Source organism: Rhodococcus sp. T7 (assembly GCF_009872365.1).
Lineage (GTDB): Bacteria > Actinomycetota > Actinomycetes > Mycobacteriales > Mycobacteriaceae > Rhodococcus_F.
The window spans coordinates 1-18,226 of the sequence record NZ_WXYH01000354.1; the positions used below are offsets into that span (position 1 = coordinate 1).

Sequence of the window (18,226 nt, forward strand, 5' to 3'; positions counted from 1 at the left end):
ATCACTCACGGCGATGATCTATCTCAATCTCGGCGGAATCGAGGTAAAACTGCCCACACAAACGTAAGGAGGGGCACACATGTTCGATACGGGGGTATTGGATCGGGGGGTTCGCGAGACCGTCTGCTGTCTCGCCGACGCGGAATCCGACGTAGGTCTGGTCGAGTTGATGACCGACCTGCATCGCAGTGAGTCGGTGGTGGCCGAACGGAAGCTGGCGGTGATCGCGGAGCTGTTCGTGCGCCGCACTGCCGAGATCGAGACGGACGGGGCGTGGACGTCGACCGCGCACGAAGTGGTCGAGGCCGAGATCGGTGCCGCACTCACCATGGGGCGAGCGGCGGCGGGCCGTCTGATCGGCCTCGGAATGTCGCTGCGCACCCGGTTGCCTGCGACCCGCGAGGCCATGGCGCGCGGCGACCTCGACATGTACCGGGTCCGCCTGATCGAGGACGCGACGGCAAACGTCACCGATGACCGCATCGGCGAGGTCGAACGTCAACTCCTCGAGCAGGTTCTGGCCCCACCGCGCTCCGGTGGAACCGGGTTGACCGGCCGCAGGCTGACGAACGCCGCCAACCGCATCATCGCGAGGCTCGATCCCGCAGGGGTGCGGGCCAAGCGGGAGAAAGCGCAGGCCGACAGGTTCGTCGGAGTCAGCGCCGCCGAGGACGGCATGTGCCGCATCCTCGGATCCCTCCCCGCCGTGCAGGGCCGGGCATTCGACGCACGCCTGCGCGAACTGGCAAATACGGTGTGCCCGAAAGATCTTCGAACCTACGAACAGCGACGGGCCGACGGACTGTCCGCCCTCGTCGACGGTGCCGGGTACGTGAAATGCGAATGCGAGCGGGTCGATTGCAGTCAGGACTCGCGCATCGTGCCCACGGCGCGCAAGCCGCTCGTGCACCTGATCATGCTCAACTCCACCCTCGCGGGCCACGACGAACCGGGCTACCTCGATGGCTACGGAATCGTCGACGCCGCACACGCACGCGAGATCGCAGTCGACGCCGACGTCGAAACGGTGCGGCCACCGAGCGTCACCGCGGCGACCACGTACCGTCCCGGAACCGTTCTCGAAACCTGGCTGCGGGTGCTGGTCGGCGGGTGCGAATGGTTGCACTGCGATGTCGCGGCCTGGAACACGGACCTCGATCATCATCGGCCGTTCGACCACTCCGATCCCGCCGCCGGAGGTCCGACGGTGGCCGGGAACCTCACCGCCTACTGCCGAAACCATCACAGGCTCAAACATTCCGGTCATTGGCAGGTGGACGCCGAGGGTGGAATCGAGCTGATAGCGCCCACCGGACACCGATACCGTCCGCGGTCCTCGGGAATTCTGGGCGCGCGTGGGCGTGATCGCATCGCTGACCCCGCGTCCCGCCGCCGCACCCGTGCGCAGAACACCGCTGCCCGGATCCGGGCCGAGCGCCGCCGACGGCAGGCGCACCTGGACGCGGCACGACGCCGGCGTGGGAAACCGAGCGTGTCGGAACCGTCGAACCCACCGGATCCATCGAAGGAGTCGAACCCGCCGAACAGCCCACCCGCCACCCGCGCGGCACCCGACGAACCCGCACCGTTCTGACCGGCGGCGATTGCGGGCCCGCCGCCTGTGCGCGGAAAGGGGTTACCGTGGAATATAGGTGGTTAGCAAGAGTAAAGAACTGTCAATGTGATTGCTACGGTTCGGACTCGGTTCGCCGCCTCGCAACTGACCATGCGCCGAAGGAAGAGCGCCAGCGACAGCCGGAGGAACACATGTGCGGAATCACCGGATGGATCTCGTTCGACCGCGACCTACGCGTCGAGCAGTCCACCGTGGATGCCATGGCCGAGACGATGAACTGCCGGGGGCCGGACGATCGCGGCACGTGGGTCGTCGAACATGCAGCGCTCGGGCATCGACGGCTCGCGATCATCGACCTGCCGGGCGGGCATCAGCCGATGAGTGTGGGCACCCCCGGCGGGACCGTGGCAATGGTCTACTCCGGGGAGGTGTACAACTTCGGTGAACTGCGCGAGGAACTGTACGGGCGCGGTCACCGGTTCGCCACGAACTCCGACACCGAGGTGGTGCTCCACGGATATCTGGAGTGGGGCGAGGCCGTCGCGGAGCGGCTCAACGGCATGTACGCGTTCGCTGTCTGGGATTCGCGGACCGACACCCTGGTGATGATCCGCGACCGCATGGGCATCAAGCCGTTCTACTACTACGAGACCCCCGACGGTGTGCTGTTCGGTTCGGAACCCAAAGCGATCCTTGCCAATCCGATCGCCGAGCCGACCGTCACGATGGACGGGATCCGTGAGCTGTTCGCGTTCGTGAAGACGCCGGGCCACGCCGTGTGGGAGGGCATGCGTGAGGTGGAGCCGGGCACGGTGGTCACCGTCTCGCGCACCGGACTGCGGACGCACCGGTACTGGACCCTGCAGACCCGGCCGCACACCGACGACCGGGACACGTCCGTCGCGCACGTCCGCGAACTCCTCGACGACATTGTGCGCAGGCAACTGGTCGCCGACGTGCCGCGCTGCACGCTGTTGTCCGGTGGTCTCGACTCCTCGGCGATGACGGGCATCGCCGCCGAGCAACTCGCCGAGGTGGGGGAGACGGTCCGCACGTTCGCCGTCGACTTCGTCGGGCAGACCGAACATTTCGTCGCCGACGAACTGCGGGGCACTCCGGACACCCCGTACGTGCACGACGTGGCCCGCAGGTCGGGGACCGCGCACCAGGACATCGTTCTCGACTCCGACGACCTCGCCGATCCCGCGGTGCGTGCGAAGGTCATCCGGGCACGCGACATCCCGATGGGCCTCGGCGACATGGACGCGTCGCTGTATCTGCTGTTCAAGGCGATCCGTCAGCATTCCACGGTGGCGCTGTCCGGCGAGTCGGCCGACGAGGTGTTCGGCGGCTACAAGCAGTTCTTCGACCCGAAGGCGCAACAGGCGAGCACCTTCCCGTGGCTCGTGCAGTTCGCCGAGCACTTCGGCGACGAGAGCAACATCTTCACCCCGGACGTGACGGCGGGCCTGCACATCGACGACTACGTGCAGGATTCGTACGATGCGGCGATATCCGGGATCGACCGGCTGGACGGCAAATCCGACTTCGAATGGCGGATGCGCAAGATCTGCTACCTGCATCTGACGCGGTTCGTCCGCGTGCTCCTCGACCGCAAGGACCGCGCGAGCATGGCCGTCGGACTCGAGGTGCGCGTGCCGTTCTGCGATCACCGGCTGGTCGAGTACGTGTACAACACGCCGTGGTCGCTGAAGACGTTCGACGGCAAGGAGAAGTCCCTGCTGCGGGCCGCGACCAGGGATGTGCTGCCGCAGTCGGTGATCGACCGGGTGAAGTCGCCGTACCCGTCCACCCAGGACCCGAAGTACGCGGTGGCGTTGCAGCAGCACGGCAAAGACCTGCTCGGTGACCCCTCGCACCCGGTGTTCGGCCTGGTCAGCGCGGACTGGCTGTCGCGGGCGGTGTCCGTCGACACCCCGCAGATCACTCAGGTGTCGCGTCGCGGACTCGAACGCACCCTCGACCTCGCACTGTGGATGGACATGTACAAGCCGACCATCAAACTGTCCTAGTTCAGGCCGAGGTTCCGGTAGCGGGCGAGCCGGGCCGCGAAGCGCTCGCTCTCCGGGACCCCGGTCAGGGCGCGGAGTTCCCGGGAGATGGCCTCGCCGACCCGCTTGGAGAAGTCGACGGCCTCGTCGGCGGCGTCCGGATGCTCGGGAATGATGGCGTCGATGACGCCGTCCCGCAGCAGGTCGAGGGAACGGATGCCCTGGGCGGCGGCCATCTCGGGTGCGTGGGTGGTGTCGCGGTGGACGATGGCGCTCGCGCCCTCGGGAGGCAGCGGGGCCAGCCACCCGTTCTGCGCGGCGAGCACACGGTCGGCGGGCAGGAACGCCAGCGCCCCGCCGCCCGTGCCCTGACCGAGCAGAACGGACACGGTCGGCGTCTTCAACGTCACGAGGTCGGAGATGCAGCGCGCGATCTCGGGGGCCAGCCCGCGTTCCTCGGCCTCCTGCGACAACGCCGCACCGAGAGTGTCGATCACCAGGACGAGGGGGATCTGCAACTCCTCGGCCAACCGCATGCCGCGGCGTGCCTCGCGGAGGGCGGCGGGCCCCATCGTGTTCAGCGCCGACTGGCCGGCGCGGTCCTGGCCCAGCAGCACGCACGGCGCGCCGCGGAAACGGGCCAGCGACAACAGCACCGTCCCCTCGGTCTCGCCCTGACCGGTGCCGCTGAGGGGCACCTGCTCGGTGGCCGCGTGGCGCAGCAGGTGGCGGATGCCGGGCCGGTCGGCGCGCCGCGACAGCATCACCGACTGCCATGCGGGAACGTCGGGGATGTCGACGTCCGGCACCGGTTCGGTCGCGGCGGGTGGCGTCGGCGGATCGATCAGCACCCGCAACGCACGGTGCACGAGCCTGCGCAGGCGGGTGGCGGGCACGACGCCGTCGATGACGCCGTTGCGGTACAGGTTCTCGGACGTCTGCACGCCTTCGGGGAACTTCTCGCCGTACAGCGCCTCGTAGACGCGGGGCCCGAGGAACCCGACGAGTGCACCCGGTTCGGCCACCGTGATGTGCCCGAGGGAACCCCAGGACGCGAACACGCCGCCGGTGGTCGGGTTCCTCAGATACACGAGGTAGGGGAGATGGGCGGCCTTGTGGGTGGCGACGGCCGCCGCGATCTTCACCATCTGCACGAATGCGACGGTGCCCTCCTGCATGCGGGTGCCGCCCGACGTCGGGGACGCGAGGAGGGGGAGACCCTCGTTGGTGGCGCGTTCGATGGCGGAGACGATCCGCTCGGCGGCGGCCACGCCGATCGAACCGGCCAGAAACGCGAACTCGCACGCGATGACCGCGACCGGGCGACCGCGGACGGTACCTACGCCGGTGATCACCGATTCGTCGACGCCCGACTTCTCGGCCGCCTTCTGCAGGTCGGACCGGTACTTCTCGTTCGGGCGCGCGTCGACAGGAGTGGTGTCCCAGGAGACGAAGCTGCCTGCGTCCAGTACCAACTCGAGCACGTCGTGGGCGGAGATCTTGGCAGCCATGGACCTGAGAGTAGCGGTCGGGCCGGGCCGGTAGATGTCTGCTACGACGGGTGACGGTCGCTCGCCCCGGGTGGAACAGGGCAAAAAACGCCGAGAGGGCTACTGCGGTGTCTAGAGTCAGGTGAGTTGACGCAGGCCGGGTACGAGAACGACGACACTTTTCCCGAGTGGAGCAGTCATATGGACCTCAACACCATCACCGATGTCGTGCGGCGACCACCCGACCGCCCGGGCGCGCAGTGGCGGGACGGCGACGCGTGGCTGGCCGGGGGAACGTGGTTGTTCTCCGAGCCGCAACCCGGCCTGCGCAGGCTCGTCGATCTGACGGCGCTCGGCTGGGATTCGCTGGTGCCGAACGATGCGGGTCTGGAGATCGGGGCGACGTGCACGGTCCGTGACCTGTATGCCTTTGCGCCGCCGGACGACTGGCTCGCCGGCTCGCTGTTCGCCACGAGTTGTGAGGCGTTCCTGGCGTCGTTCAAGGTCTGGAATTCGGCGACGGTGGGCGGCAACATCTGCATGTCGCTGCCTGCGGGCCCGATGATCACGATGGCCGTCGCACTCGAGGCGACGTACACACTGTGGGCGGCCGACGGGTCCGAACGCACCGTGGACGCCGCCGACTTCGTCACGGGCAACCACGAGAACGTCCTCGCGCCGGGTGAGATCCTGCGGCGCATCGACATCCCGGTCGGCGCCCTGCGCAAGCGTCACGCGCACCGCCGCTTCACACTGACACACCTGGGCCGGTCGACGCTGTTCATGATCGGCACCCGGTCGTCCGACGCCGACGGCCTGCTGCTCACGATCACGGCGGGCACCACCCGTCCGATCCGATTCGCGTTCGACACCGTGCCCGACGCCGGGACGCTGCAGCAGAACATCGACGCGTTACCCGAGGACGTGTGGTTCGACGACCCCAACGGCACCCCCGACCACCGTCGTCACCTCGCGAAGTATTACGCCGAGGAGATCCGGACCGAACTCGCGGCAGGAGGGCGACGATGACGTACACCGTCAACGGCAGGACGTTCGACGAGGAGCCGCACCCCGGGCAGTGCCTGCGGACGTTCGTCCGTTCGCTCGGCCATCACGGCGTCAAGAAGGGTTGCGACGCAGGCGATTGCGGAGCGTGCACGGTGTGGCTCGACGGCGATCCCGTGCACAGCTGCATCACACCGGCGTTCCGGGCCGAGGGACGGGAGGTGACCACCATCGAGGGCCTCGGTTCGCCGGACGACCTGCATCCGCTGCAGCGGCAGTTCCGGGACGCCCCCGGGTTCCAGTGCGGCTTCTGCACCGCGGGGATGATCATGACGTCGGCGACGTTCACCGATGCGCAGAAGGCCGACCTGCCCCGCGCGTTGAAGGGCAATCTGTGCCGCTGCACCGGCTACCGGGCGATCGAGGACGCGGTGAACGGTGTCGCCGCGATCGAGGTCGCCGAACCGGGCCGGGCCGTCGGCACCAGCGTCGGGGCGCCCGCGGCCACCGACGTCGTCACGGGCCGCGCCCGATTCACGATGGACACGGAGATCGAGGGCCTGCTGCACATGAAGGTGCTGCATTCGCCGCACGCCCATGCCCGCATCGTGTCGATCGACAAGACGGCGGCGCTCGCCGTCCCCGGCGTGCACCGCGTGTACATGTGGGAGGACGTCCCCCGGAAGCTGTTCACGACCGCGATCCACACCGATCACCTCGTCGACCCCGACGACACGTACATCCTCGACGACACGGTCCGGTTCGCCGGACAGCGGGTGGTCGCGGTGGTGGCAGACACGGTCGGTGCCGCGGAGGAGGGCTGCCGCAGGGTAGTCGTCGAATACGACGTGCTGCCCGCCGTGTTCGACCCGGAGGAGGCGATGGCCGACGGCGCACCGCAATTGCACGGTTCGGACGACCCGTTCGTCCAGGACCCGGTGCGCAACATCCTGCTCGAACTGCACGGTGAGGTGGGGGACGTCGAGGCCGGGTTCGCCGAGGCGGACGTGATCCACGAGGGCACGTACTTCACGCCGCGGGTGCAGCATGCGCATCTCGAGACGCACGGGTCGATCGCCTGGATGGAGGACGGCCGCCTGCACGTGCGTACGAGTTCGCAATCGCCGTCGATCGCGAAGGTCAAGCTGGCTCACCTGTTCGATCTGCGCCCCGACCAGTTGCGGGTGTTCTGCGAGCGGGTCGGTGGCGCGTTCGGCGGCAAGCAGGAGGTGATCACGGAGGATCTGGTCGCGCTCGCCACCCTCGACACAGGCAGGCCGGTGTCCCTCGAGTTCACCCGGGAAGAGGAGTTCACGACGGCGTCGCCGCGGCACCCGATGAAGCTGACGGTCAAGCTCGGCGCCCGGGCCGACGGCACGCTCACGGCGTTCCAGGTGCGCAACGTGTCGAACACGGGCGCGTACGGCAACCACGGCGGCGAGACGTTGTTCGCCGCCGGCGCCGCGATCTCGACGTACCGGTGCCTCAACAAGAAGTTCGACGCATATTCCGTCTACACCAACACCGTGCCCAGCGGGGCGCTGCGCGGGTACGGCATGACGCAGCCCGCGTTCGCGGTCGAGTCCGCCATCACGGAGCTGGCGGTCGCGCTGGGCATCGACCCTGTCGAGTTGCGGCGCCGCAACATCGTCCGCCCCGGTGACTCGCTGGTGGCGATCGACGACGGACCCGACGACGTCGTGTTCGGGGAGGACGGGCTCGGGCAGTGCATCGACCTCGTGGACGCCGCACTGGGACGGACCGGGAACGGGCAGGTGCCGGGCGAGGATTGGCTCGTCGGCGTGGGCACCGCGTGTGGGCTTCACGAGACCGCGCCCCCGACCGAACACATCTCGGAAGCGTGGGCGACGCTCGGTGACGACGGCGTGTACGAACTCGCCGTCGGCACCGTCGAATTCGGTGAGGGGACGTCGACGGCGCACGTGCAGATCGCGGCCACCCAGCTCGGCACCACGCCGTCGCGGGTGCGTCTCGTGCAGTCCGACACCGACCGCACGGGTTTCGACACGGGTGCGTTCGCCAGTGCGGGCCTGTTCGTCGCGGGCAACGCCGTGTCGCAGGCGTCGGAAGCGCTGCGCACCCGCATCCTGGCGTTCGCCGCCGCGCACACCGGGGTCGACGTCGCGTCCTGCTCGATGGACGACGACGCGGTGCTCTGCGACGGCACACGCGTGCCGTTGACCGAACTCCTCGACGCCGCCCGCCCCCGCGGCATCCGGTTCACGGAGGCGCGCAAGGCGTACGGGTCGCCGCGCAGCGTCGTCTCCAACGCTCACGGTTTCCGCATCGCCGTCCACCGGGTGACGGGCGAGATCCGCATCCTCGACAGCGTCCAGGCCACGGACGCCGGGGTCATCATCAACCCGGTGCAGGTGCGCGGCCAGATCGAGGGCGGCGTCGCCCAGGGCATCGGATTCGTGCTGACCGAGAACTTCCACGTCGACGACAACGGTGTGATGACCAACCCCAACCTGCGCAACTACCGCATCCCCACCTTCGCCGACATTCCCCGGACCGAAGTGCTGCTGGTCGATTCTTCGGATTCCGTCGGGCCGATGCGTGCGAAGGGAATGGCGGAGTGCTGCATCAACCCGGTGGCGCCTGCGCTGGCCAACGCGCTGGAAGACGCGACGGGTGTGCGTTTCCGCGAGTTGCCGCTCACCCCCGAGCGCATCTACAGCCGCATCGGCGAGAGCCGATCGGTTCCGACGACCTGAGCGGTGAGGAGTAGGCGATGGACACCGAGAAGGTCACCGGCAACGCCGCGACGGTCATCATCGGCCAGAAGGTGCGTGCCGGTTCCGAGGAGGCCTTCGAGGCCTGGCAGCGGGACATGAACGCGGCGGCGTCCCGCTACCCCGGGTTTCTGGGCGCCGAGATCTCCGCACCCACTGCCGTGCAACCCGACTGGGTCGTGGTCTACCGCTTCGATTCTGTCGCCCACGTGCAGGCGTGGATCAACAGCGCCACCCGGCAGGAGCGGCTGGATCAGGGGCAACCGTACTTCGACGGTCCCGCCACGCAGCAGGTCATCACCGGTGGCGGCGTGCGGGAGGCGGATCCGCTGGTGACGGTCGTCGTGACGCACCGTGTCCGCCCGGAACACGTCGACGACTTCCTCGCGTGGCAGGACCGACTGCGCTTGGAGGAGAGCAGGTTCGACGGTTTCCGCGGGAGCGAACTGTTCCGCCCCGTCGAAGGTGTCCAGGACGAGTGGACCGCGCTGTACCGCTACGACAACGCCGCCGACCTCGACACGTGGCTCACCTCGGCGAAACGGCAGGAACTGCTCGCGGAAGGGGAGAAGTTCCACGACTTCGAATTGCGCACCATCGACAACTCGTTCGGCAGTTGGTTCGCGTTCGACGAGAACGGCCACGAGGCGCCGCCACCGTCCGAGACCAAGACGTCGATTGCGGTGTGGGTCGGCCTCTATCCGACGGTCGTGATCCTCACCCTCGCGCTGTCGCCGCTGCAGATGCCGCTGTGGCTCGGCCTGCTCGTCGGAAATCTGCTGTCCAGCTTCATCATGAGCTTCGTGACGATGCCGTACTACGTGAACCGGATACTGGGGCACTGGCTGCGGCCGGCGCCGGGTGTTCCCGAAGCGAAGACGAACCGTCGAGGGCTCGCCGTCGTCGCCGGGGCCATGGTGTTCTGGGTCGTCGTCTTCTATCTGGTGACCACCCAGTTCTGGACCCTGCCCTGACCCCGGCTCCTACCGGCCGCCGAGCGGCACGGACCCGTGCGCCGCGGGGAGCGCGGGGAGCGCACCCAGGGGTAGCGGCACCAGCGTCGTGGACTGCGGGTCCGGGCGCCCCAGCCCGAACTTGCGCACCTCGGCGCCGCCGGGCCCGCCGCCGCTGACGAGCAGGTCGGCGCCCGTGGTGGTGCTGGTCGTGGCCACCTGCACGCCGGCGCCGGGAGTGCCGCCGGCGAACGGCGCGAACGAGGCGATCTGGGTGAAGGCGACGGCGCCGTCGGAGTGATGGTTCGGGCTCTCCAGGTACATGCCCGGCTCGCCTTCGAGGCGTGACCCGCTCGACCACACACGGACCGTGCCGTCGCCACCGAGCATGCCGGTGACGATGCTCTTTGCTCCGCCCTCGGCGCCCGCCACCCAGCCCGTCGAGAGGGAGACACCGCCGAGGTAGTTCTCGTCGAAGGCCAGGAACTCCGATGTCGTCCGCGGGCCGCCGGGGTGGCCGGCGTGCTCGTCCGCGGTGCCGTCGGCCTGCGCCGCGGCGGTCGGCTCGAACAGGTCGTACCGGAACGTCTTCACGCGAGGCGCTTCTCCCGGCCCCGGAGCGGTGACGATGCTCGCCCGGCCCGACGCGGTGTCGACCAGACCGGTGGCGACGGTGACCCCGGACTGCGACCCGGGGTACGGCGTGAACGTCGAGAAGGTCTCGGGTGCGGTGCCCTTCTCCGTGGGCAGGGTGGACGAGAACACCTTCACCTGCGACTCGGTGCCCGGCCCGGTGCCGACGATGATGTTGTCGGCCAGCGCGTTTCCGTCGATGTCCGCGCCCGCGACGTTCACACCCCCGCGGAAACCGGCGTCGAACGGGGCGAATCGGGTCAACTCCGCGGTGAACGGTCCGGAGCCGACATCGTTGCCGTCGTACGCGACGACCTCGGGCGCCACACCTGCACCGGTGCCGGCGACGAGGTCGAGAATCATGTCGCCGTTGACGTCGGCCATCGCCACCGTCGGGGTGCCCTCGAAGGCTGGGAACGGGGTGACGGCGGCGATCACCTTGTCGCCGTTGCCGTCGTGGACCTGCACGGTGGCGGGTGTGCCCGGCGTTCCCGGCACCGCCACCGCGTACGTCGACACCTCGGGAATCACGTTGACGGTGGCCATCAGCCCGTTGTCCTCGTGGTTGAGGCGGTGGCAGTGGATCACGAAAGTGCCTGTGTACTCGGTGAATTTGGTGCGCAGTGTCACCGATGCGGGCTCCAGCGCGGTCTCGTTCGCGTCCGTGACGGGCGCGGGCACGTTGACGTTGTCCTCACCCCACGGCTGCACCCCGGTCCTGGTGCCCGCGACCGGATCGACGATTTCCATCACCTGGAAGTCATTGACGTGGATGTGCATCGGATGCTCGTCGTTGTTGAGGTTCGTGATCGTCCATTCCTCGACCGAATTGAGCCGCGGCTGGATCAAGGGGATGTTCGGGAACGTGTTGTCGTCGAACTCGTACGTGAACGCCTTCGGGTCGCTGTTGCTGGCCTTCTCGTTGCCGAACCCGCCCGACACCGTGAGGGTCCGCTTCACGTCGGGCGTCATCACCGACGTGTCCACGAACGACGTGTAGGCGTCGAGGTTCTGGCCGGGTTCGAACGGCGTGGTCCGGCCTTCCCCGCTGTCGGGGGTGACGTGGACGAGAGTCTGGGTGGGGAAGGTGAAGAAGCCGTCGGCGTAGCTGATGACCGACGGGTCGACTGTCACGGTGCCCAGTTCGGCGGGCGGATTGTCGGTGCCGTTGTTCGTGTAGAGCACCCCGGGATTGGTGACGGGTTTCGCCCCGTCCAGCGGTGGCATGTCGAGCACCAGGTCGCCGGTGTCCGGCATGGTCACGGCGATCGCGTACCGCGACCCCGGCGGGATGACGAGCCGGGTGCCGTCACCGCCGACCGGCCGCTGCACCTGGGTGAAGGGGTTGCCGTCCTGGCCGACGATCGAGAACTGGGGATGCTTGCCCGTCGCGGTCTCGGTGAGCCGGAGCGGCATGTACGCGAAATCGCTGATGTTGGCCAGTACCCAGATCTCCGTCTGGCCCGGCTTCAGTTTCAGCTCCGGCTGGAACTGCCCGTTGATCGTGTACTGCACGTCGCGCTCGTTGTCCGGTAGTGACGGATCGGCGGGCACGGTCGTCGAAGCACTGCGGAAACTCTGCAGATTGCCCGGCACGAACTGGTTCTGCCCGCGGTGATTCGCCGGGGACAGCGGCCCGGCGTACCAGTTGGTGACGTACTGGGCACCCTCCGTCGTGTCGGCGAAGTTCACCGGGGCGAGGCTCGGCGAGTACGTGCCGTCGGCGAGTTGCGATCCCTCCGGGGGCTTCAGGGTGCTCACGAACTGCGGCCAGTTGGGGTCGTTCAGCTGGTGCCCATTTCCTTTGCGGTCGAAGACGAAGTTGTACTGCAGCGCCATGTCGCGGATGGGAACGTCGTTCTGCGTCACCAGGGGAAGGTTGCCGTCGGGCCGCCCGATCTCCAGCAGACCCGCGAGCCCCGCGTACGTCTGCTGCGCGGTCAGCGTGTGACGGTGACTGTGGTACCAGTACATTCCGTTCGGCATGTCCTTCGGCACCGCGTAGTCGTAGACGTTGCCCATCCCGGCAGGGATGTCGAGCAGCACGTTGTCGGCGTTGCCGTCCGGGCTCACGTGCAGACCGTGGGTGTGCAGGTTCAGCGGCGCGGACTCGAGGGCCGGCGGATAGATCGGGACGTCACCGCCCGCCGGCGTGAACGCGGGATCGTAGAAGTCCTCGATCGTCAGGTCCCGCAGATCGTTGTCGTAGTGGATGATCAGGCGCTCGCCGGGATCGACGCGCAACGTCGGCGCCGGATAGACGTCGTCGCCCGTGGTCGAGCCGTTCGAACTCGTGCCCTGCAGAACCTCGTATCCGAAGACCAGGAAGTTGGACACCGGTTCCGGGACGGTGTCGAGGTCGACGGTGCCCTGGTGGGCGGACAGCCGGACTTCGAGCACACCGTTCTCGCTCGACAGTTTGACCGGTTCCTCATACGCGACGGGGGAGCCGTCGGGCCCGGCGTTGCCACCGGCCGAGGAGGTCGGCTCGTCGGACGTGCACGCCGTCAGCGCCGACGTCATGGACACGACCACGGCGACGGCGATGGCGACGAGCGGCTTCCTGCGGCGGACGACCATGGTGTTCCCCGTTCCGAAACGGCAGCTGAGCAGCATCGATCGACGGTTCGAAGACTACCCGGGGAACTTCGGCGGGCGCCGGGGATTCGTTACCTCCCGAGCGCCTCCTTCCAGGACACGACCTTGCCGATCCGCAGGATGGAGCGCTGGTAGATCCTCGCGGCCAGCACGCTGAGTGCGGCGGTCACCGCGAGCATCAGGGCGATGGTGACGACGACCTGGACCGGGGACGCCACCCCGGCGGCGATGCGCAGCGGCATCAGGATCGCCGAGAACGGCGGAATCCAGCTGAGGACGTTGCTCAGGGTGCCGTCCGGGTTGCTCACCGAGGAGAAGGCGCTGAAGAACATGATGACGATCAGGACCATCAGCGGCGACGCGGTGGCGTTGACATCCTCCTGCCGCGACACCATCGACCCGGCCGCGGCGTACAGGACGGCGAAGAACGCGAATCCGAGCACGAACCAGCCGAGCGTCCCGGCCAGCACCCCGATCGCCGTCCCGGTCACGGTGAGCACGCCGGTCGCGAGTCCGGTCGCGACCCCGGCCACACCGTAGGCGGTCAGCTGGACGAGTCCGACCGCGCCGATGCCGATCACCTTGCCCCAGAGCAGTTGCAGCGGTCGCAGCGTCGACAGGAGCAGTTCCACGACGCGGCTCGACTTCTCCTCGACCACACCCATCGCCACGTACATGCCGAACATCATGATCTGCATGTACAGCAGGACGACCACGGCGACGGAGAGGGCCACGCGCTGGCCCTTTTCCGGGTCGGGCGGGTCGAGCGCGTCGACGGTGACGACCGCCCGGCCGGTCGCGGCGGCGAGTTCCGCGGGGTCCACACCCTGCGCGGCGAGGGCGCCGGCCTGGGCCTGCTGCATGACGGCCGCATCGATCACGGTGCGAAGCCCGGAACCCAGCTCGGATTCGGTGACGGCCGTCACCGATCCGCCGGTGCCGGGAATCAGCGCGACGTCGAGGTCGCCGCTGTCCACCTGGTCCCGCGCGGCCTGTTCGTCGGCGGCCGGGACGACGTCGACCGGGGTTCCGGTCGCGTCACCGGTGGCCACGAGAACCGGCGCGAGCGACTGGTCGCCGACGAGTCCGATGGTGGCGCGGTCTTCGTCGCCGCCCGAGAACAGCGAGTACGCGACGATGCCACCCACGATAGCCAGCAGGATGATCACGTTGCTGATGACGAAGCTCTTCTTCGCCACCTGGGTCAGGAATTCGCGGCGGGCGACGAGGCCGATCGCGCGGGCGGGGCTCAGCGGGGCACTCATGCGGTGACCACCTCTCGGAACAGATCGGTCAGGGTGGGCCTGTGCAGCGAGAACTCGTGCACCGGTCCGGTTTTCAGGGCCGTGTGCAGCACCAGCTGGTCGTCCACGTGGGCGTCGAGCGACAGCAGGGTGCGGCCGTCGAGGTGACTGATCGTGGTGACTCCGGCCAGGTGATGGGCCCAGCCGACCGGCGCCTCCGGTGCGTGGACTTCCAGTTGGGCGTTGCCGCCGCCGCGCAGTTCGTCGACGGTGCCGACCGCACGCATCCGGCCGTGGCTGATGATCCCGACGCGGTGGCACAGGCGCTGGACGAGTTCGAGTTGATGGCTCGAGAAGATCACCGGCACTCCGGTGTTCGCCTTCTCCACCAGTACGTCGCTCATGACGTCCACCGCGACGGGGTCGAGCCCGGAGAAGGGTTCGTCGAGAACCAGCACCGCGGGATCGTGGACCAGCGCGGCGGCCAGTTGGACGCGTTGCTGATTGCCGAGCGAGAGTGCGTCGACGGTGTCGCCGACACGGTCCGCGATGCCGAGACGTTCGGTCCAGCGTGCGACGGCGTCCCGCGCCGCGGAGCGGGGAAGGCCGTGAAGTTCGGCGAGGTAGGCGAGTTGCTTGCCCACCTTCATCTTCGGGTACAGCCCGCGTTCCTCCGGCATGTAGCCGATGGTGCGCCGCACGTCTAGGTCCACCGGGTTGCCGCCCAGCCGGACCTCGCCGGAATCGGCGGACAGGACGCCCAGCGCGATGCGCATCGTGGTGGTCTTGCCCGCGCCGTTGCTGCCGACGAAACCGAAGATCTCACCGGGGCGGACCTCGAAGGACAGGTCGTCGAGTGCGACGACGTCACCGTACCGCTTGGAGATGCCGTCGATCGTGAGGGTCTGAGACATGGGTCCTTCCCATCTGGAGGCGGATGTTCCTACGAGGCCAGGTCGTCCGAGGCCAGGTCGTCGGGTTCGGGGTCGGGTCGGGTCCAGCCGAGGATCATGGCCGGCGTGCAACCCCCGACCATCAGCGCGGTGACGACGAGCAGTCCGGCGGCGTACGGCACGTTGCTGTGATCGGCCTCCAGCGCGCCGACGAAGATCAGGTACATCGCCGGGAGGAGCGTCAGTAGCTGAGTGACCGTGAGTCCGATCGAGCGGGCACTGTTGCGTTGCTGGATCTCCCACTCGTCGAGAGCGTCGCGCGGCGCGTCCCCCTGTCGCCCGGACACGATCTGCAGCATCGTCCACAGCGGGAAGAACAACAGGCACGCGGGCAGCCAGAGCAGGGGTCCGACGGTCATGTCGACATGACACACGATCCCGACGGCGGTCATGAACACGAACGTCACCGCGAGGGCGACCACCAGGATTCGTCGGCGGCTGCGCGTCCGCCACCTCGGTAGCCACGTGCGGTAACGACTCTCGTTCTGGAGGAATCTGCGCGTCCGGAACCCCTGGTACCTCTCGATCAGATTGGTCTCAGGCATGGGAACTCTCCCCGCTTCCTGTCGTGGACGGCGGTCGGCCGGTGCGGTACAGCTCGGTGGACAGGGGCCCGAACTCGGTGCGGGAGAATATGGCTTCCACCGGGAGTTCGAACACCCACGAGATCCGGAACGCCAGGTCGAGGCTGGGGTAGTGGTCGCCCCGTTCGAGCGCACCGACGGTCTGGGGATTGACGTCGATCAGTCCCGCCAGCTGAGCCCGGCTCATCCCGCGTTCGGCACGCAGCACGCCGATGCGGTTGTAGATGGGCAGGGAGTCCCCGCGCCGCACTGGACTCATGCAACAAAGTGTTGTGAAAACCCAACAGTTTGTCAACCATGGGCAACGGTATGTGGGCGCCGAAATGACAGGTTGACCGTGGGGAATTGAGTGGCAGAGTGGAGGCGATTCGCGCAGGACGCCAAGAAAGGACAGGATTACAGACGTGACGTACACCATCGCGGAGCCCTGTGTCGACGTTCTGGACAAGGCATGCATCGAAGAATGTCCCGTCGACTGCATCTACGAAGGCGGTCGGATGCTCTACATCCACCCCGACGAATGCGTCGACTGCGGTGCCTGTGAGCCCGTCTGCCCCGTCGAGGCGATCTTCTACGAGGACGACGTCCCGGACCAGTGGGTCGAGTACACCAAGGCGAACGCCGACTTCTTCGACGACCTGGGATCCCCCGGTGGCGCCGCGAAGCTCGGGAAGGTCGACTACGACCCGCCGTTCGTCAAGGCGCTGCCGCCCATGGCCGAGGGCGACTGACTACTCCTCGGACAGCCTGCCGCCGTCCATCCGCCAGCGGCGGGTGCTGCGCGTCGAATCCAGCATCCGCCGGTCGTGGGTGACGAGCAGCAGCGTGCCGTCGAAGTTCTCCATCGCCTGCTCGAGCTGTTCGATCGCCGGAAGGTCCAGGTGGTTGGTGGGCTCGTCGAGCACCAGCAGGTTCACGCCCCGCGCCTGCAGCAGGGCGAGGGCGGCGCGGGTGCGTTCGCCGGGCGACAGCGACGCCGCGGGCCGCAGCACGTGTTGTCCCTTGAGCCCGAACTTCGCGAGCAGCGTCCGCACGTCGGCGTCCGGCCAGTCCGGGACCTGCGCCGCGAACGCGTCGGACACCTTCTCGGCACCCTCGAACAGGCCGCGGGCCTGATCGATCTCGCCGATCGCCACACCCGAACCGAGTGAGGCGGTGCCCGCGTCCAGGGCGATCTTGCCGAGGAGCACCTTCAGCAGGGTCGTCTTCCCGGAGCCGTTGGCGCCGGTGACGATGATCCGATCACCCCAGTCCACCTGAGTGGTGACCGGGCCGAACGTGAACTCGCGGTCCCCACCCCACGCGACGGTGGCACCGTTCGCCGTCGCCACCACCGATCCGCTGCGGGGGGCGGCGGCGATCTCCATCCGCAGTTCCCACTCCTTGCGCGGCTCCTCGACCACCTCCAGCCGCTCGATCCGGCGTTGCGTCTGCCGGGCCTTCGCGGCCTGCTTCTCGGTGGACTCGGTGCGCAGCCCCTTGCCGATCTTGTCGTTGTCCTTCGCCTTGCGGCGGGCGTTGCGGACGCCGTGCTCCATCCAGTTCCGCTGCATCTGCGCGCGGTCCTCGAGATCCGACCGGGTTCCGGCGTACTCCTCGTACGCCTCCCGGGCATGCCTGCGTGCGATCTCCCGTTCGGCGAGATACGAGTCGTAGCTGCCGTCGTAGACCGCGATCTGCTGCTGCGCGAGGTCGAGTTCCACGATGCCGGTCACGGTGCGCGCCAGGAATTCTCGATCGTGACTCACCACCACCATCGCCGCGCGACTCTCGCCGACGAAGCGCTCGAGCTGCTCGAGCCCCACCAGGTCGAGGTCGTTGGTCGGCTCGTCGAGCAGCAGCACGTCGTACCGGGACAGCAGCAGCGACGCCAACCCGGCCCGCGCCGCCTGCCCACCGGACAGCGACGTCATGTGTGCGTCGAGCGGCACCCCCAGCCCGAGTTCGCACACGACCTTCTCCGCGCGCTCGGCGAGGTCGGCGCCGCCCAGCGCCAGCCAGCGTTCCAGCGCGGGGGAGTAGAGGTCCTCGTCCGACTCGCCGAGCGTTTCGGCGGCCGCGTTCATGGTGTGCTCGGCCTCGGTGACGCCCGTCCTGCGGCCCAGGAAATCGAGCACGGTCTCGCCGGCGATCCGGTCCGGTTCCTGAGCGAGGTAGCCGACGGCGGCGTCGGGCGGGCTGAGCACGATGCTGCCCTCGACGTCCGCGGACCCGATCCCCGCGAGGGTGGTCAGCAGCGTCGACTTGCCTGCACCGTTCGCCCCCACCAGTCCGGTCACGTCGCCGGGGGCGACGGTCAGGTCGAGGTCGGAGAACAGGGTGCGCTCACCGCGCAAAGCCGACAGTCCGCTGATGCGCAGTGTTGCAGTCACCTGACGATTGTCCCAGGACCCGTGAGTACTTGTTAACCGCGGGCGGTTAA

At 68.2% G+C, this 18,226-nt stretch carries 13 protein-coding genes; 6 read left to right on the plus strand and 7 right to left on the minus strand.

Annotated features, from left to right (window positions below; genetic code table 11):
* The first annotated feature begins 79 nt into the window (after positions 1-79).
* Both MLGJGCBP_RS35320 and asnB read left to right on the plus strand, forming a co-directional pair.
* Positions 80-1,594: an HNH endonuclease signature motif containing protein gene (locus tag MLGJGCBP_RS35320; RefSeq protein ID WP_160101599.1), complete on the plus strand. Its 1,515-nt coding sequence runs from the start codon at positions 80-82 to the stop codon at positions 1,592-1,594.
* Positions 1,595-1,767: 173 nt separating this feature from the next.
* Positions 1,768-3,609 (plus strand): asparagine synthase (glutamine-hydrolyzing), encoded by a 1,842-nt coding sequence (gene asnB / locus MLGJGCBP_RS35325; protein ID WP_160101601.1) that lies wholly within the window; start codon positions 1,768-1,770, stop codon positions 3,607-3,609.
* Here the strand turns inward: asnB and MLGJGCBP_RS35330 are convergent.
* The gene (locus MLGJGCBP_RS35330) at positions 3,606-5,099 is read right to left on the minus strand and encodes an acetyl-coenzyme A carboxylase carboxyl transferase subunits beta/alpha (RefSeq protein WP_160101603.1); all 1,494 of its coding nucleotides are present in this window, start codon (positions 5,097-5,099) and stop codon (positions 3,606-3,608) included. The two genes, asnB and MLGJGCBP_RS35330, sit on opposite strands and share 4 nt — an antisense overlap.
* 180 nt (positions 5,100-5,279) lie before the next feature.
* Here MLGJGCBP_RS35330 and MLGJGCBP_RS35335 point away from each other — a divergent pair, with 180 nt between their 5' ends.
* The 3 genes from MLGJGCBP_RS35335 to MLGJGCBP_RS35345 are packed head-to-tail and all read left to right on the plus strand — an operon-like array spanning position 5,280 to position 9,813.
* The gene (locus MLGJGCBP_RS35335) at positions 5,280-6,107 is read left to right on the plus strand and encodes an FAD binding domain-containing protein (RefSeq protein ID WP_160101605.1); all 828 of its coding nucleotides are present in this window, start codon (positions 5,280-5,282) and stop codon (positions 6,105-6,107) included.
* On the plus strand, positions 6,104-8,821 hold the full coding sequence (locus MLGJGCBP_RS35340) for a molybdopterin-dependent oxidoreductase (protein ID WP_160101607.1): 2,718 nt from the start codon (positions 6,104-6,106) through the stop codon (positions 8,819-8,821). The genes MLGJGCBP_RS35335 and MLGJGCBP_RS35340 overlap by 4 nt, the downstream gene beginning before the upstream one ends.
* Before the next feature lie 17 nt (positions 8,822-8,838).
* Positions 8,839-9,813 (plus strand): antibiotic biosynthesis monooxygenase, encoded by a 975-nt coding sequence (locus MLGJGCBP_RS35345; protein WP_160101609.1) that lies wholly within the window; start codon positions 8,839-8,841, stop codon positions 9,811-9,813.
* A 9-nt stretch (positions 9,814-9,822) separates the two neighbouring features.
* On the opposite strand, the gene MLGJGCBP_RS35350 is transcribed toward MLGJGCBP_RS35345, so the two are convergent.
* The 5 genes from MLGJGCBP_RS35350 to MLGJGCBP_RS35370 form a co-directional block, all read right to left on the minus strand.
* Positions 9,823-13,005 carry a multicopper oxidase family protein gene (locus tag MLGJGCBP_RS35350; protein ID WP_160101611.1) on the minus strand — a complete coding sequence of 1,061 codons (3,183 nt, stop codon included), beginning with the start codon at positions 13,003-13,005 and terminating at the stop codon, positions 9,823-9,825.
* Between the two features lie 89 nt (positions 13,006-13,094).
* Entirely contained in the window at positions 13,095-14,288 is a 1,194-nt protein-coding gene (locus tag MLGJGCBP_RS35355) for an ABC transporter permease (protein WP_160101613.1), read from the minus strand.
* Positions 14,285-15,181 (minus strand): ABC transporter ATP-binding protein, encoded by an 897-nt coding sequence (locus MLGJGCBP_RS35360; protein WP_087556890.1) that lies wholly within the window; start codon positions 15,179-15,181, stop codon positions 14,285-14,287. Before MLGJGCBP_RS35360 ends, MLGJGCBP_RS35355 begins: the two co-directional genes overlap by 4 nt.
* A gap of 29 nt (positions 15,182-15,210) precedes the next feature.
* The gene (locus MLGJGCBP_RS35365; protein WP_160101615.1) at positions 15,211-15,765 is read right to left on the minus strand and encodes a hypothetical protein; all 555 of its coding nucleotides are present in this window, start codon (positions 15,763-15,765) and stop codon (positions 15,211-15,213) included.
* A complete protein-coding gene (locus tag MLGJGCBP_RS35370) occupies positions 15,758-16,063 on the minus strand; it encodes a helix-turn-helix transcriptional regulator (protein WP_160101617.1) in 306 nt (101 codons plus the stop codon). The genes MLGJGCBP_RS35365 and MLGJGCBP_RS35370 overlap by 8 nt, the downstream gene beginning before the upstream one ends.
* A gap of 145 nt (positions 16,064-16,208) precedes the next feature.
* Here MLGJGCBP_RS35370 and fdxA point away from each other — a divergent pair, with 145 nt between their 5' ends.
* Positions 16,209-16,535 carry a ferredoxin gene (gene fdxA / locus MLGJGCBP_RS35375; protein ID WP_005244047.1) on the plus strand — a complete coding sequence of 109 codons (327 nt, stop codon included), beginning with the start codon at positions 16,209-16,211 and terminating at the stop codon, positions 16,533-16,535.
* On the opposite strand, the gene MLGJGCBP_RS35380 is transcribed toward fdxA, so the two are convergent.
* On the minus strand, positions 16,536-18,176 hold the full coding sequence (locus tag MLGJGCBP_RS35380; protein ID WP_160101619.1) for an ABC-F family ATP-binding cassette domain-containing protein: 1,641 nt from the start codon (positions 18,174-18,176) through the stop codon (positions 16,536-16,538).
* Positions 18,177-18,226: the final 50 nt, after the last annotated feature.